Genomic DNA, 15400 nt, shown 5'->3' on the forward strand with positions numbered 1-15400 from the left:
AGCTAGCCAAGACTTGTAACTCAAGGCTGCCACTAGCCCGCAGGGCGTCGGCGGGCACTTCTAGCGAACGATCCTCGCAGCGAACGATCCTCGCATCCCCACATTGTCATCGCTCTGCACGCGCATGAATTTGATTGCGCAGCATGCTGATCGCTATCACCGGCGCGATGTATCGCTGTGCTCCGGACGTATTACGTCCGGGAACAGTGAAATAGATCACCATCATTCTTCCAATACCGTTGCTACAAGCATGCAGTTTCACAGGGAGCGACAGCGATGAAAATTCGCGGCGGTTTTCTCGGATTTGTCTTTTGCTTCATTTGCGGCTCTCTGACCGGCGGCCTCGCCCAGGCGCAGACACCACCGGCGGCGCAAGCGCCTCCCGCCGCAGCAAGCCCGCCGCCGCCACCGACGCCTGTCCCGTTCGAGGCCGCGCTGCTGAAGGCCGCGAACGATCTCTTCTCCAAGGCCAATCTCAAGGACGCACCTGACAAGGTGACGCTGGTGATCGATCCCCTGATTGACGGCGTCACCGGCGCGCAGTCCAAGGCGACCCATCTGGAAGAGAAACGCATCACCGATCTCGTGAGGAGCAGCTATCCGCGCTTCCAGGTCGCGCGTTTCTCCTCCGACAGCGTCGCCAAGGCGCCGGTCGTGCTGATCGGCACCTTCACCGCGGTCAACAATGCCGGCGTCGCCGGCGGGGCGAAGGATGCCTACCGCATCTGCCTCGCGCTCGCCGACATGAAGACCAAGACCATCATCTCCAAGGGCGTCGCGCGCGCATTGCCCGAAGGCATCGACCCGACACCGGCGGCGTTCTTCAACGACAGCCCGGTCTTCGCCAAGGATGCCTCGACCGACAGCTACATCAAGACCTGCCAGGGCACCAAGGTCGGCGACAATGTCGATCAGGCCTATGCCGACCGCATCGTGGTGGCCTCGCTGGTCAATGACGGCATCGAGGCCTACGATGCGGGCCGCTACCGCGACGCGCTCGACGTGTACCAGAGCGCGCTGAAGACACCGGGCGGCCAGCAGCTGCGCGTCTACAACGGCATCTATCTCGCCAATGCCAAGCTGCATCGCACCCGCGCCGCGATGGATGCTTTCGGCAAGGTGGTCGATTACGGCCTTTCGAGCGACAAGCTCGCGGTCAAATTCCTGTTCAAGCCGGGCTCGACCCTGTTTATCAACGATCGCAGCATGCGCGCGCCCTACGATGCGTGGCTGGAGAAGATCGCAGAGCGTACCGCGGCCAGGCAGGGATGCCTCGAAGTGGTCGGCCATACCAGCGCCACCGGCCTGCCGGCGGTGAACGATCGCCTGTCGGCGCTGCGAGCCGACTACGTCAAGGACCGGCTCGAGGACAATGAGAAGTCGCTGCGCACCCGGCTCATCGCAAGCGGCAAGGGCTCGCGCGAGATGATCGTGGGCACCGGCCGGGACGATGCCAGCGATGCGCTCGACCGGCGCGTCGAGTTCAAGGTCTCGCCCTGCGGCGGTGTGCCCGGGGGACGCTCGACCTGATCTGACCCGCCAGTCGTCAGAGATCCCGGCTCCATCGCGAGCCGGGATTTTTCGTTTCAATGCACGAGCGTGCGCGCGACGCGGAAGCCGATGTCGTCGTGATGCGCGTCGGGACCGGCCTTGGCGCGGATCGCCGGCCGCAGTGAGGACGCCGCCGAAAACCAGTCACCGCCGCGCAGCGTTCGTGCCGCGCAGTCTGCTTGCGACCGCGCAGCGCTGTCCGCGCCCGCACCGCGATAATCGTCGGCGAAACAGTCCGCAGTCCATTCCCAGACGTTTCCGATCAGATCGGCAAGGCCAAAAGCATTGGCCTTGAGCGAGCCGACCGGCGCGGTGAAGGGATAGCCGTCGCTGCACGCCATGTAGGGCGCATCCTGCGGCAGGCCGGCATTCCGCGCGGCCTGGTCGGCACCGTTGACGAAGCGGCAGAGATCGGCGGCATTGTCGGTGAAGGTATAGGGCAGGGTGCTGCCGGCGCGCGCGGCATATTCGAACTCGGCCTCCGACAGCAGTCGATAGGGCTTGCCAGTTGTTTTCGACAGCCAGTCGACATAGGCCTGCGCGTCGGTCCAGCTGATGCAGACGGCGGGATGATTGCCTTCCTGCGCGTAGCCCGGCATCAGAAAAGAGCGGTTCTCGCGCTCCTTCGGCACATTCTGTTCGAAGGTGAAGCAGCGGTCGCCGGCCTTGTAGCCCGAGGCGGCAACGAAGGCTGCGAACTGATCGCGCGTCACCTCGAAGCGGCCGACCGCGAGGGGCTCCCTGACCACGACCTTGTGCTGCGGCGATTCATTGGCGGCCGCAAGGCCATTGCCGATCTCGCCGGCAGACGAGCCCATCAAGAATTCGCCTGCGGCAACGACCACCATCTCGGGACAGTTCTGGCACTCCCGAAAGCTCTGCTTCGGTTTCAGGCTGCACTCTTCCGGCAGCGACAGGGCTTTTGCGGCGTCCAGCGACAACGCGGCAGCCTGCGGCTCCGTGCCGGCACAGCCGCCTTGCGCGCGGGGCTGGGCCTTGCCGATATCAGGGGCGGGCCTGACCTCGTGAGGCACGATCGCCGCCAATTGCTGCCCCGGGGCCGGCTGCGCCGCCTTTGCCCGCGCAGCTTCCGCAGCTTTTGCTTCTTCGGCCGCTTTCGCGATCCTGGCCTCTTCCGCGGCCCTCGCGGCTCTGGCTTGTTCGGCCGCTCGCGCGGCCCTGGCTTCTTCCGCGGCCTTCGCAAGCCTGGCCTGTTCGGCCGCCTTCGCGGCTCTGGCCTCTTCGGCTGCCTTCGCCATCCTCGCGTCTTCAGCAGCTTTCGCAGCCCTGGCGTCTTCGGCAGCCTTTATTTTCGAAGCCGCGATCCGAGCGTCCTCAGCCGCTTTGGCGTCGTCGATGGCCTTCTTCTCCGCGGCAACGCGGCTCTGCTCGGCGTCCCTTGCCGCGATCAGCTTGTCGCGCTGGGCGCGGGCGAGGTCGCTGTAGAAGCCGGCCGGATATTTGGCGAGAAAGGAATCCCAGGCTGCGACAACGTTGATCTGCGAGGTGAGCTGGTAATCGTCACGCGCCGCCAGCGCCGGGTCGACCTTCGGGGCGGGCGGCACCGGCACCAGGGCCACGTCATCGCCGCCGAGCGAGCCGTAGATGAACGGCTCCTGCTTGTAATTCGTCACCTTGAGGACATCGTCGCGCACGAAGCCGAAGGCTTTTCGGACATCGAGGCCGGGGACCGGCAGATGTTTGACCAGCGCCGTGGTGAAAGGGCTGTTCCTGCTGTCGCCGTCGTCGGCGGTCGAGCCGGCCTTGGCCGCGAAGGCGACCAGCGTGTTCGGACTGTTTGGCTCGACCATCACCAGCCCGCGCTGGAGCGAGCGCGAGGCAACCGGGCGCTTCAGGCGTTTGGCGAACGGATTGTCACGGCAGGCATCCAGGATGACCATCCGCAACCGCTTCGCCGGCTCGACCACGGCCAGAAGGCGATCCAGCGGGATCGCTTCGTCATAGGCGTCGATGTCGCGCTCGAGGACGGCGTCGACCGGAACCAGATAGTTGCTGCCGTCGATCTCGAGACCGTGGCCGGCGTAATAGATGATGGCGAGGTCGGCATCGCGCACCGCGTCGACGAAATCGCGCAGCGCGCGGCGCATCTCGGCGGCCTTGAGGTCGAGCTTGAGCGTCACCGCTTCGAAGCCCGCCTTCCGAAACATCTCCGCCATCGCGGTGGCGTCGTTGATGGGATTCGGCAGTTGCGGAACCCGCTCATAGGCGGAGTTGCCAATCACCAGCGCAATCCGCCGGTCGGCGAAAGCGGGTTCGCAGAACAGGCAGACTGCGGAAACGACAAACAGGATCGCTGAGACGACACGCATCATGCCTTCCAGCATATTCGCAAATGACGGTACAGAACACCTTGTCGGATCGCGATCTGTGATCCCGCTCACAGTCAGCGGAAGAATCCGCCGTTTGCGGATACTCGATGGTTGACGTTACCCCATCATCTCCCGCACCAGCGGCACCACCTTGCGGCCATAGAGCTCGATGCTCTTCATCAGCTTCTCATGCGGCAGGGGGCCGGCCGAATATTTCAGCTGGAAGCGCGAAATGCCAAGCGCCTTCGCGGTCGCCGCGATCTTGCGCGCCACCGTTTCCGGCGAGCCGACATAGAGCGAGCCGTGCTCGGCCTCGTTGACGAACTCGTCGCGGCCCATCGGCGGCCAGCCGCGCTCCTTGCCGATGCGGTCGCGCATGGCCTTGTAGTCGGGCCACAGCTCTTCGCGCGCCTGTTCATCGGTCTCGGCGACGTAGCCGGGCGAGTGCACGCCGATTGGCTGCGCCGGGCGGCCGAACTCCCTGAAGGCGCGGTGATAGAGATCGACGAAAGGAGCAAAGCGCGCGGGATCGCCGCCGATGATCGCGAGCATCAAAGGCAGGTCGTAATGCGCGGCGCGCACCACCGATTGCGGGCTGCCGCCGACGCCGATCCAGGTTTTCAGCTGACCGTTCTCGACTGGGGGATAGACGAGTTGGTCCTTCAGTGGTGGGCGCAGCTTGCCTTCCCACGTCACCGGCTTCTGCGACAGCAGGGCTGCGAACAGGTCGAGCTTCTCCTCGAACAGCGCCTCGTAGGCGCGCAGGTCAAAACCGAACAGCGGAAAGGATTCGGTGAACGAGCCGCGGCCGAGGATCACCTCGGCGCGGCCGTTGGAGAGCGCATCGAGCGTGGCGAAGCGCTGGAACACGCGGATCGGGTCGTCCGAGCTCAGCACGGTCACGGCCGAGCCGAGATGGATGCGTTTCGTCCGCGCCGCGATGGCCGCGAGCACGGTCTCGGGCGAGGAGATCGCAAAATCTGAACGGTGGTGTTCGCCGAGGCCAATGAAGTCGAGGCCGATCTCGTCGGCCAGCACGGCTTCCGCGACGACGTTGCGGATCACCTGCGCATGGGGAAGCATGGCGCCCCTCGCATCCTTCGTTACGTCGCCAAAAGTATCCAGTCCGAATTCAAGCGGTGCGGTCATCGATCGGGTCTCTGAGGGGAGGATCGACGACACTTAAGGGGCGGTCATGCCGCGGCAAGGCCGCTTCAGGAAATGCTCGGTTTCCGTTTTGGACCGCTCAGCGGGTCGGCGCCAGCCACTTCTCGAACTTGCCAAGGATTCCCCAGGCGCTCGTGCCGAGGAACACCGGCAACGCGGCTTGGCCCAGCTCAGCGAAATTGCCGAACAGCGGCACGGCGGTGTCCAGATGCGGGCCGACCTGTTGGAGCACCGTGGTGAGGACGGCGCCGATGATGCCGATGGCGCTCTTCTTGCCGTCGAACAGATTGCCGATGGTCTGTCCAAGCGCACCATTGACCTGTCCCAAGCGGCCGTCGGCGGTCTTGCCGGTCAGTATCGTCAGGATCTTGATGAAGTCGTCGACTTGCCTCGTGGAAGCCGATGCCTGGCCTGTCCCGGTCGGCTGCGATTGTTGTTGCGCGGCGATCGCCTGCAATATGGCCATCGCCGATTGCACCAGCGTCGGTAGATCCCGCTGACCGGCCGGGATCGTCGGGACGGTGCCGGCGATCGGACCGAGATCGGCCGGGACGTGAATGTCCACCGGGGTGGCGTGGGCGAGCGCCAGATATTGCCGGAAGTTCTCGCCATAGAAGCGGCCGTCGTCAGCCCGGAACCCCTGTTGCGGACCGCCGCCAACCCGTACGCTTCCACGATTATAGGCGATCGCGACGTACATCATCTCATCGTCGGTGAGCGACGATTTCCGTGTCCCGTAGGCGCGTCCGCACGCGGCATCCAGCTCCTTGATGAGGCGCTTGATGCATTCGGCCATGTCATACCAGCCGCGGTTCAGGAAGAAGCTCGGATCGGTCTTGAAGAACTGGATATCGTACTGGAAGATTCCGTAGCCATGGCAGAACTTGTCGGGATGCTGCGCCGCCACTTTCGCATAGGCGCTGCTGACTTGCGCGACGTCGATCAGCGCCTGGCGGGCGACGTTGAACATGCTCGAACCCGATGGCACGGCGAGAAGATCCGCCTTGCTCGTCGGAAACGCGCTGCGCTTCGGCGCATCGAGCGTGTCACCGACGCAAAGCTTGAGCACCTCGCTGGCCGGCTTGGTCCTGTAAATCGGGCCCCAGCAATCGGAATAGGTCTCCTGCATCGCGATCGCGGTGGCCATGTCGAGTGTGTAAGGCGTGCCGCGGCAGGCTGCTGTGATCGCCCCGCCGAACTGGGTCTTGAACCATCGAATTGCATCCTGCTCGGACATGCCTGCCATCCTGGTCGTGTTTCGACGCGAGCGAACTCCACTTCAGCCTTCGTGTTTTGGCGGCCGCCTCATTGCTTCGGCGGCGTGGTCGGCGGCATCCACTTCTCAAACTTGCCAAGCACGCCCCAGGCCGTGAGGCCGAGGAAAATCGGCAATATTGCCGGCGCGAGCGGGCCGCCGATCGCGGTTGTCACCGCCGCGGGCAGGCTCGGACCGACGACATGAAGCACCGCCGTCAGCACCGAGCCGATGATGCCGATTGCGCTCTTCTTGCCGTCGAGCAGATGGCCGACAGTGTCGCCGAGCGCGCCATTGACCTGGCCCAGCCCCTTGGGGCCGCCGAAATCGCCGGTCAGCGCGCTCAACACCTTGATGAACTGCTGGAGATGGTCCGGCGTCGCCGCAGTCCCGCCCGTGGGCAGCTGCTGCTGACCGCCTGGTCCCAAGGTCTGGAAGACCTTGAGCGCCTCCGCGACCAGCGTTGCGATATCAGGCTGTCCGCCGGCTGGCGGCGTGGTTGGATTGGTGGGCATCTTGGCGGCCTCCAATTGAGCTAGCAGCTGTTGCACCAGGTCGGGGGACGTTGAGTCTCTATGGAACGGGAACGGAATGAACGGCAGGGTCAGCGGGGCGCCCACGAACTCCCAGTCGACCTCGCCCTTGTCGATGAGACCGATCGCCTTCGCCGCGGCCGGCGTGAGATCGATGCCTGCGCCGTTCGTCCTGTGTCCCTGGCTGTCGACGCCGGACTCGGCCTGGGGTCTTGCACCGGTCTTCCAATATGCATCGTCGGTGTTCCAGGGGCCGATATGCACGACCTTGCAGATCACCGTCTTGCCGTCCTTCGACACGCTCACATTGGGGCGCGGATCGGAAATGTGAGCGGGCAGCGCCACACCGAGCTCGGTGTCATCGATCATGTGTCCGTCATAGGCGCTGGTCTTCGGATCGGACGCGCCGCCGAATACGGTCGCGATGACGCGGCTCTGCATCTGTGCCGGGGAGTGAACCATGTCTGTCGTCGGCGCAATCGCCGCGGCCGGCGGCCTGCGGATGGCGATGCAGCGGCTCCTGGGGAAGTTCGACCGCTTGACCTGATGGTCCTGGTTGCCACCGAGACAGACATAGCTGTTGCCGTTGGTCTCCTCGTAAAGCGTGACGTGATGGCCGCCGCTGGCCCATTCGAACACCAGCACGTCGCCGGGTTGTGGCGCGCCGCCGGCGTCGGTTCCAAACTGCTTCCAGGCAAGCGCCCACAGGAAGCGCGAGTCCGCGTCGCCGCCAAACACCGGCTTGATGCCGTTCACCGCCATGCAATAGCCGACGGTGAGGCCGCACCATGCGATGGAGTCGTGGGTGTAGTCCCTGCAATAGGCCCTTGTGTCGGGGAACAGCTCGCCGATCTTCTGCGGCCAGCTCATGATGACGGGATTGTCGCCGTTATCGAGCGCCCGCGTGCCCGTGATCTGCCGCATCGTTGCCAACCAGGGAGGGATTGTGGCGGGCATGGCTATGCCTCTCTACATTGCACGCACCAAGGGTGCGGCAGATTGAGGAACGCGTTCGGGGCATTGTGAGGTGAGTTGTTCAGCCGGGCGGACGCGATGGCGCGGCCCGCAAATAATTTCCTGAAATATGTTCGCCCTGCGCCGGCAGGGGTGACGCCACGGGTACACAAAATAATTATCCCGACAGCTCAAAGTAATATGATCGGATTGAAGCAACTGGGGAGTGAGCCGTCAAGCGCGGCGTTTTGTTGCGGTGCCGCATCGGGTCGGCGGGTGCCGGTTAAGGACTGGCGGAAAGGCCGGCCGGCGCCGCGCGCTCAATCGGACCGGGCGAACATCCCGACCAGGGTCTCGCGCAGCCAGCGCTGCGCCGGGACGGTGTCGTTGCGCTGGTGCCAGAACAGGCTGACGATGCGCGGCGGCGCCTTGAGCGGAAGCGGCATCGCGTGCAGCAGCGGCGCGTGGCGGGACTGCGACCGCAAATCGCTCGGCAGCACGGCGATCAGGTCGGACTGGCGCACGACCTCGTAGGCGGCGCTGTAGTGGTTGACGGTCGCGACCAGGTTGCGCGACAGCCCGCGCGAGGCGAGGAAGAGGTCGTAGGACGGCATGGTCTTGCCCGCGAGGCTGACATCGACGTGGCCTGCGTTCAGGAAGGTCCGGGTGCTCAGCCGCTTCCGGGCGGCGAGGGGATGGCCGCGCCGCATGAAGCAGGCGTAGTCGACGGTCCATAGCGAGCGCGAGCGGATGGCGGCCGGCTGCTGTGCCTCGTTGACATAGACGCTGAGCACACAATCGACCCTGTTGTCCTCGAGCTGGTCGGCGATCTCGACGACGGTGTTGGGGACGGTGTGGACGCGCGCCTTCGGCGCGATCTGTCCGAGATGGGTCAGGAGGTTCGGCATCACGAGCGAGGAGACGTAGTCCGACATCGACAGGCTGAACTCGGTCTGCGCGCGGGCGGGGTCGAACACCCGCTCGTCGAGCGCGCCACGCACGCTTTCCAGCGCCTCGCCGATCGGCTCCCACAGCACCACGGCGCGCTGGGTCGGACGGATCCCGGTGCCGGACCGCACGAACAGGGGATCGCCGAGCGCGTCGCGCAGCCGCGCCAGCGCATTGCTGACCGCGGGCTGGGTCATCGTCAGCGCGCTCGCGGCGCGGGTGACGCTGCCCTCGGTCATCAGCGCCTCGAAGACTTTCAGGAGGTTGAGGTCGAGCGCGCGGAACGACACGGACATTCACCACAGTGATATATTAGATCATGATTATAAATTATGACGATAATGTCACTTTGTCTATGGTTCCCCCAGGGACACGCGGAGCGCCGGGCCGCCAGACTGAGGGGACTTTCATGTCGATGATATCGGCGCGCATCGAGCGCCTTCCGTTCGCACGCTTCCACAAGCATCTGCTGTTGATGGGCGGGCTTGGCTACACGTTCGACGCGATGGACGCGGCCGTGCTGGCCTTCATCCTGCCGGTGCTGCGCACGGCCTGGAATCTGACGAGCGTGCAGATCGGCGTGCTCGGCAGCAGCACCTATATCGGCTTCCTGTTCGGCGCATTGCTGGCGGGCACGCTGGGCGACCTGATCGGCCGCCGCGCCGTGATGATGTCGGCGCTGGCGCTTTACTGCGCAGCATCGATCGTGAGTGCGATGGTCGATACCTGGCCGTCCTTCTTCGCCGCCCGCGTTGTCGCCGGCATGGGGACCGGCGCGGAGAGCGCGATCATCGCGCCCTATCTCGCGGAGTTCGTGGCGCGGCGTTACCGCGGCAGCTTTACCGGCGCGCTGGCCGGCTTCTTCTCCTTCGGATTCGTCGCCGCAGCCTTGCTCGGCTACTTCATCGTTCCCGCCTATGACAACGGCTGGCGCATCGTGCTGGTCATCACGGCGGTGCCGGTCGTCATGCTGTTGTGGTGGCGCCGGGCGCTGCCGGAATCGCCGCGCTGGCTCGAAAGCCGGGGACGGGAGAAGGAAGCCGAAGCTGTCCTCGACAGGATCGAGGCAGGCTTTGCGCGCGCGGGCCATGTCCTGCCGCAGCCGGTCGTCGAAGCGACCGCGCCGGCCGGAGCTACCGGAACGTTGCTCGCCAATTTCGCGGCGCTGCTGGCGGGCCGGCAGGCGCGCATCACCATCATGACCTGGATCATGTGGCTGGCGATCACCTTCAGCTATTATTCGTTCTTCGTCTGGATCCCCGGCCTGCTGGTTCAGAACGGCATGAGCATCACCAAGAGCTTTGCCTATTCGATCGCGATCTATTGCGCGCAGATCCCCGGCTATTTCAGCGCTGCGTATTTCAACGAGCGCATCGGCCGGCAGGCGACGATCGCGACCTACATGGTGCTCGGCGGCGCCAGCGCGCTCGGGCTTGCCTTCGCGCAGAGCGACCAGCAAATCATGGCGGCGGGAATCTTCCTGTCTCTCTTCATGAACGGCACCTATGCGGGCGTCTATGCCTATACCGCCGAAGTGTTCCCGACGCCGGTCAGGACCACGGGCGCCGGGCTTGCCTCCGCGATCGGCCGCATCGGCGCGATCGTCTCGCCGATCCTGGTCGGCTACCTCTATCCCAATTTCGGCTTTGCGGGCGTGTTCGGCGTCACCACCACCGTGCTGCTGCTCGGGGCTCTCACCGTCGTGCTGATGGGCGTGCGGACGCGCGGCCGTTCGCTGGAAGAGATCGCGGCGGGTGAAGTTGCATGACCAGGGCCACGCTGAAAGCTGATCCTTGGCTCTGCGCCGTCGCGGCGGCGCAGGGCAGGGCGGATCAGCCGGACGCGCTGTTCGCGGCACTCGACGAAGCCATGAAGTCGGCGATCGGGCACAAGCTGTTCACGATCCTGACCTATGACGGCGACAGCGGCGAAGCGGCGCGGGTCTATTCCAATCTTCCCGGGCCGTACCCGACCGGCGGACGCAAGCGCCTCGCGCCGGGTCCGTGGACCGAGGCCGTTCTCGACCGCGGCGAGGCTTATATCGGCCGCACGCGCGACGATCTGCGCAAGGTGTTCTCCGACCACGAGCTGATCGTCTCGCTCGGCTGCGAAAGCGTGCTCAACATCCCCGTGCGCTGGCGCGGCCGGACGCTCGGCTCGCTCAATCTGCTTCACGAGGCGGGCTGGTATGGCGAGGATGACGTCGCCGCGTGCCTTCCCTTTGCCCAGCTCACACTGCCGGCGCTGCTCGCGCCGGGCCATTTCTGACAGGATTCCACGATGCCCAGCATCCTCTTCAAGAACGCCGCGCTGCTCGACCCGCTTCAGCCGGACTTGCTGGCAGGCCATGACGTGCTGGTCGAAGACAGCCTGATCAAGGAGGTCTCGGATCGCCCGATCCAGGCCACCGCCGATCGCACCATTGACCTGAAGGGCAAGACGCTGATGCCCGGCCTGATCGACCTGCACGTGCACGCGATCGCCGTCGAGCTCAATCTCGCGCAGCAGGTCCACATGCCGAATGTGCTGGTGACGCTGCGTTCAACGCTGCTGCTGCGCGGCATGCTGCGACGTGGCTTTACCACGGTCCGCGACGCCGGCGGCGCCGGCCATGCGCTGAAGCAGGCGATCGAGACCGGCCTGACCGACGGTCCGCGGCTGTTCGTCTCCGGTCGCGCGCTCAGCCAGACCGGCGGTCATGGCGACATGCGGGCACGCTCGGATTATCTCGCGAGCGATGCGCCCTGTCCGTGCTGCGTGCGTGTCGGCGCACTGGCGCGTGTTGCCGACGGCGTCGACGGCGTGCGCAAAGCCGCGCGCGAGGAGCTTCAGATGGGCGCCGACCAGATCAAGATCATGGCCTCCGGCGGCGTCGCGTCGCCGACCGATCCGGTCGGAGCCTTCGGCTACTCCGAGGACGAAATCCGCGCCATCGTCGAGGAGGCGCGCGGGCGGCAGACCTATGTGCTCGCCCACGCCTACACCGCCGCCGCGATCGAACGCGCGGTTCGCTGCGGCGTGCGCACCATCGAACACGGCAATCTCGTGGATGCGCCGACCGCGCGGCTGATGGCCGAGAAGGGCGCCTATGTGGTGCCGACGCTCGTCACCTACGAGGCATTGGCCAATGAGGGCGCCCAATACGGCCTGCCGCCGGAGAGCGTCGCCAAGATCGCCGATGTCCGCGACGCTGGTCTCCGTTCGCTCACGATCTATCGCGATGCCGGCGTGAAGATGGGATTCGGCAGCGACCTGCTCGGGCCGTCGCAGCGCCTCCAGAGCGACGAATTCCGCATCCGCGCCGAAATTCTCGGGCCCCGCGCCGTCATCGCCAGCGCGACTGTGATCGGCGCCGAGGTGCTCGGCATGGAAGGCAAGCTCGGCCGCCTCGCGCCAGACGCAATCGCGGACCTGCTGGTGGTCGACGGCAACCCGCTGCGCGACGTAACCTGCCTGCTCGGCCAGGGCGAGCACATTCCGCTCGTGATGAAGGCGGGCCAGGTCCAGTTCGACCGGCTGAACGCGTAGTTACCGCCACATCCCGCGCACCGATGCGTCCTATTTCGAGATCCGCACCACCATCTTGCCGAGCGCCCCGCGCGTCTGCATGGTCTTGAAGGCTTCCCGGAAATCGCCCAGTGCGAAGACGCGACCGACCACAGGCTTCAGCGTGCCCGCAGCCAGCCAGCCCGTCAGCTCCGACATCAGCCGTTTTTGCATCTCGGGCTCGCGTGTCGGAATTTGTGCGAGGTCGACGCCGAGCAGGGCGCCGCCTTTCAGCAGCGGCAGATTGAACGGCAGCGTGGGAATGCAGCCCGCGGCGAAGCCGACCACGAGATGGCGTCCCTGCCATGCGATGGAGCGAAAGGCCTGCACCGAGATCTCGCCGCCGACAGGGTCGAAGATCACGTCGGCGCCGTGTCCATTGGTCAGCTCCTTGAGCGTGTCGCGCCAGCCGGCCTGCGTGTAGTCGATCACCGCGTCGGCGCCGTGTTGTTGCGCGAACTCGCGCTTCTCCGGCGTCGATGCCGCTGCGATCACACGGGCGCCGAGCAGCTTGCCGATCTGGACAGCAGCGATTCCCGTGCCGCCAGCTGCGCCCAGCACGAGCAGCTGTTCGCCTGCGCGGAGCGAGGCGCGCGCACTGAGCGCGTAGAGCGCGGTCAGGTAATTGGCGCGAAACGAGGCGGCGACCTCGGCCGCGACGCCGTCCGGCAGGGGATAGAGCGCTTCGGGATTGACGACGATCTCTTCGGCAAGAGCACCCGACCGCGTCATTCCCATCACGCGCATGCCGGGTTGATAGCCGCCCGGCCTGCCGGGAGCTTCGTCTACAACGCCCGCGAATTCGGTCCCGGGAATGAAGGGCAGGGGATCTTTGGTCTGATAGAGCCCTTGAATCTTCAAACCGTCGACAAATCCGATTCCTGCAGCCTCCACCCGGATGCGCAACTGTCCGGGCTCCATGGGCGGGTGGGGGACGTCTTTCAGCTCGATTTGATCGATGGGTGCGTATTGCTCGACGACGACAGCTTTCATGTCGGACCTCTGTTGTTCCTGACATCCTGACAGGTCTCGACAGCAGCCTCTTGCGTCTACCGCCACATCCCGCGCATCCGGGCGCCGATGTCGACCTTTGGCCCCTGCGCCGCGGCGCGGGCCCCGGCCGCGCCGGCCTTCGGCCAGGCGGTGCGCTCGAACAGATAGACCAGGGATTCCGGGATGAAGCGGGTGCGCGAGGCGTAGACGTGGCGATCGCCCTTGGCGGCTTGGCCGTGGACAAAGAAGCGCTGGGGAACGACGAGGTGCAGATCGTCCTTGGCGCGGGTCATCGCGACATAGAGCAGGCGGCGCTCCTCCTCGAGCTCGGCAGAGGTGCCGGCGCCGAGATCGGAGGGCATGCAGCCGTCGACGACGTTGAGCACGAACACCGACTTCCACTCCTGGCCTTTTGCCGAGTGGATGGTCGAGAGGATCAGATAATCCTCGTCGCGCAGGGGCGGCCCGGATTTGTCGCTGGTCGCATCGGGGGGATCGAGCGTGAGTTCGGTCAGGAATTTTTCGCGCGAAGCATAGCCGCTCGCGATCTGCTCGAGCTGCATCAGGTCGGCGCGGCGCGTCTCGGAATCCTCGTGGATGCGATCGAGATGCGGTTCGTACCACAGCCGCACGCGTTCGAGATCAACAGGCCATTCCGAATAGCGCAGGTTCGCGACCGTGCGGACGAAGCCGGTCCAGTCGTCGCCGGCGCGTGCCGGCACCGGCAGCTGGCCGAGCGCGGCAAGCGGATCGGGGCTCTCCGCCATCTGGTCGAGCACGCGCTGCGCGGTCGCGGGGCCGACGCCCGGCAACAGATGCAGGATGCGGAAGCCCGCGACGCGGTCGCGCGGGTTTTCGGCAAAGCGCAACAGCGCCAGCACGTCCTTGACATGTGCGGCGTCAAGGAACTTCAGGCCGCCGAACTTGACGAAGGGGATGTTGCGGCGCGTGAGTTCAATTTCGAGCGGGCCCGAATGCGAAGACGTCCGGAACAGCACCGCCTGGTGCTTGAGCAGCGCGCCTTGCTCGCGGTTGGCCAGCACCTCCTCGACAATGTAACGCGCCTGGTCGGCCTCGTTGTGCACGGTGACGAGCTGCGGTTTTTGCGCGGCGGTGCGGTCGGTCCAGAGGTTTTTGGTGAAGCGCTCGCGGGCGAGCCCGATGACCCCGTTGGCGGCCGCCAGCACAGTCTGCGTCGAGCGGTAATTGCGGTCGAGCGTGATCATTTCCGCGCGGGGCGAAAAACTTTGCGGGAAGTCCAGGATGTTGCGCACCGTGGCGGCGCGGAACGAGTAGATCGACTGCGCGTCGTCGCCGACGACGGTGAGCCCGCGTCCGTCGGGCTTGAGCGCCAAAAGGATCGAGGATTGCAGGCGGTTGGTGTCCTGATATTCGTCGACCAGCACATGATCGAAACGGCCGCCGATCTCTTCGGCGATTAGCGCATCGCTCATCATCTGCGACCAGTAGAGCAGCAAATCGTCGTAGTCGAGCACGTGCTGGGCCTGCTTGGCCTCGACATAGGCCGCGAACAGGCCCTTCAACGCGGCCGCCCAGCCGGCGCACCAGGGATAGTGCGCCCCCAGCACCTTCTCGATCTCCATCTCGGCGTTGACGCAGCGGGAGTAGATCGAGAGACACGTACCCTTGGCCGGAAAGCGGCTCTCGGTCTTCGACAATCCGCGCTCGTGCCGGACCAGATTCATCAGGTCGGCGGAGTCTTCGCGGTCGTGGATGGTGAAGGCGGGATCGACCCCGATCCGCTCGGCATATTCGCGCAACAGTCGCGCGCCGATGCCGTGGAAGGTGCCAGCCCAGGTCAGCGCGTCGCGCATGATCGCGGCGTTGTTCTCGCCGAGCACTTTTCGCGAGATGCGCTCGACCCGGCCGGCCATCTCGGCCGCGGCGCGGCGGGAGAATGTCATCAGCAGGATGCGGCGCGGATCGGCGCCGGCAACGATCAGATGCGCGACGCGATGGGCCAGCGTGTTGGTCTTGCCGGAGCCGGCACCGGCGATGACGAGCAGGGGGGCGCCCACGGTCGCGCCGTCGGCGACGCCATGCTCCACGGCGCGGCGCTGCTCCGCATTGAGCGTGTCCAGATATGTCGCCACGAATCGCCC

General features: G+C 65.5%; 11 protein-coding genes. 4 read left to right on the top strand and 7 right to left on the bottom strand.

What is annotated here, in order from left to right; all coding sequences use genetic code 11:
- Positions 1–276: 276 nt before the first annotated feature.
- Positions 277–1530, top strand: a complete 1254-nt coding sequence (locus B5V03_RS04115; RefSeq protein WP_129268005.1) for an OmpA family protein — start codon at positions 277–279, stop codon at positions 1528–1530.
- 56 nt (positions 1531–1586) lie between these two features.
- On the opposite strand, the gene B5V03_RS04120 is transcribed toward B5V03_RS04115, so the two are convergent.
- From B5V03_RS04120 to B5V03_RS04140, 5 genes are all read right to left on the bottom strand, one after another.
- Complete coding sequence (locus B5V03_RS04120) at positions 1587–3881, bottom strand: SUMF1/EgtB/PvdO family nonheme iron enzyme (RefSeq protein ID WP_129268006.1); 2295 nt, start codon at positions 3879–3881, stop codon at positions 1587–1589.
- Between the two features lie 117 nt (positions 3882–3998).
- Complete coding sequence (locus tag B5V03_RS04125; protein ID WP_129268007.1) at positions 3999–5030, bottom strand: LLM class flavin-dependent oxidoreductase; 1032 nt, start codon at positions 5028–5030, stop codon at positions 3999–4001.
- Between the two features lie 97 nt (positions 5031–5127).
- On the bottom strand, positions 5128–6285 hold the full coding sequence (locus B5V03_RS04130) for a hypothetical protein (RefSeq protein WP_129268008.1): 1158 nt from the start codon (positions 6283–6285) through the stop codon (positions 5128–5130).
- A gap of 68 nt (positions 6286–6353) precedes the next feature.
- Complete coding sequence (locus B5V03_RS04135) at positions 6354–7793, bottom strand: hypothetical protein (RefSeq protein ID WP_129268009.1); 1440 nt, start codon at positions 7791–7793, stop codon at positions 6354–6356.
- 317 nt (positions 7794–8110) lie between these two features.
- Positions 8111–9034: a LysR family transcriptional regulator gene (locus B5V03_RS04140; protein WP_129268010.1), complete on the bottom strand. Its 924-nt coding sequence runs from the start codon at positions 9032–9034 to the stop codon at positions 8111–8113.
- 113 nt (positions 9035–9147) lie between these two features.
- Between B5V03_RS04140 and B5V03_RS04145 the strand changes: the two genes are divergently transcribed.
- Genes B5V03_RS04145 through B5V03_RS04155 form a run of 3 tightly spaced genes read left to right on the top strand, consistent with a single transcriptional unit; the run spans position 9148 to position 12266 of the window.
- On the top strand, positions 9148–10506 hold the full coding sequence (locus tag B5V03_RS04145) for an MFS transporter (protein WP_129268011.1): 1359 nt from the start codon (positions 9148–9150) through the stop codon (positions 10504–10506).
- Positions 10503–11006: a GAF domain-containing protein gene (locus B5V03_RS04150; RefSeq protein WP_129268012.1), complete on the top strand. Its 504-nt coding sequence runs from the start codon at positions 10503–10505 to the stop codon at positions 11004–11006. Before B5V03_RS04145 ends, B5V03_RS04150 begins: the two co-directional genes overlap by 4 nt.
- A gap of 12 nt (positions 11007–11018) precedes the next feature.
- Positions 11019–12266, top strand: a complete 1248-nt coding sequence (locus B5V03_RS04155; RefSeq protein WP_129268013.1) for a metal-dependent hydrolase family protein — start codon at positions 11019–11021, stop codon at positions 12264–12266.
- A 30-nt stretch (positions 12267–12296) separates the two neighbouring features.
- Here B5V03_RS04155 and B5V03_RS04160 read toward each other — a convergent pair whose 3' ends face one another.
- Together B5V03_RS04160 and B5V03_RS04165 are read right to left on the bottom strand one after the other, a co-directional pair.
- Positions 12297–13277, bottom strand: a complete 981-nt coding sequence (locus tag B5V03_RS04160) for an NADPH:quinone oxidoreductase family protein (protein WP_129268014.1) — start codon at positions 13275–13277, stop codon at positions 12297–12299.
- A gap of 56 nt (positions 13278–13333) precedes the next feature.
- Positions 13334–15391 (bottom strand): ATP-dependent helicase, encoded by a 2058-nt coding sequence (locus tag B5V03_RS04165; RefSeq protein WP_129268015.1) that lies wholly within the window; start codon positions 15389–15391, stop codon positions 13334–13336.
- Positions 15392–15400 lie beyond the last annotated feature (9 nt).

This window comes from Bradyrhizobium betae (assembly GCF_004123905.1).
GTDB lineage: Bacteria > Pseudomonadota > Alphaproteobacteria > Rhizobiales > Xanthobacteraceae > Bradyrhizobium > Bradyrhizobium betae_A.

Bases quoted from the DNA above. Each gene is read 5' to 3' on its own strand.
- B5V03_RS04115 (WP_129268005.1), top strand. From the start codon at position 277: ATGAAAATTCGCGGCGGTTTTCTCGGATTTGTCTTTTGCTTCATTTGC.
- B5V03_RS04120 (WP_129268006.1), bottom strand. From the start codon at position 3,881: ATGCGTGTCGTCTCAGCGATCCTGTTTGTCGTTTCCGCAGTCTGCCTG.
- B5V03_RS04125 (WP_129268007.1), bottom strand. From the start codon at position 5,030: ATGACCGCACCGCTTGAATTCGGACTGGATACTTTTGGCGACGTAACG.
- B5V03_RS04130 (WP_129268008.1), bottom strand. From the start codon at position 6,285: ATGTCCGAGCAGGATGCAATTCGATGGTTCAAGACCCAGTTCGGCGGG.
- B5V03_RS04135 (WP_129268009.1), bottom strand. From the start codon at position 7,793: ATGCCCGCCACAATCCCTCCCTGGTTGGCAACGATGCGGCAGATCACG.
- B5V03_RS04140 (WP_129268010.1), bottom strand. From the start codon at position 9,034: ATGTCCGTGTCGTTCCGCGCGCTCGACCTCAACCTCCTGAAAGTCTTC.
- B5V03_RS04145 (WP_129268011.1), top strand. From the start codon at position 9,148: ATGTCGATGATATCGGCGCGCATCGAGCGCCTTCCGTTCGCACGCTTC.
- B5V03_RS04150 (WP_129268012.1), top strand. From the start codon at position 10,503: ATGACCAGGGCCACGCTGAAAGCTGATCCTTGGCTCTGCGCCGTCGCG.
- B5V03_RS04155 (WP_129268013.1), top strand. From the start codon at position 11,019: ATGCCCAGCATCCTCTTCAAGAACGCCGCGCTGCTCGACCCGCTTCAG.
- B5V03_RS04160 (WP_129268014.1), bottom strand. From the start codon at position 13,277: ATGAAAGCTGTCGTCGTCGAGCAATACGCACCCATCGATCAAATCGAG.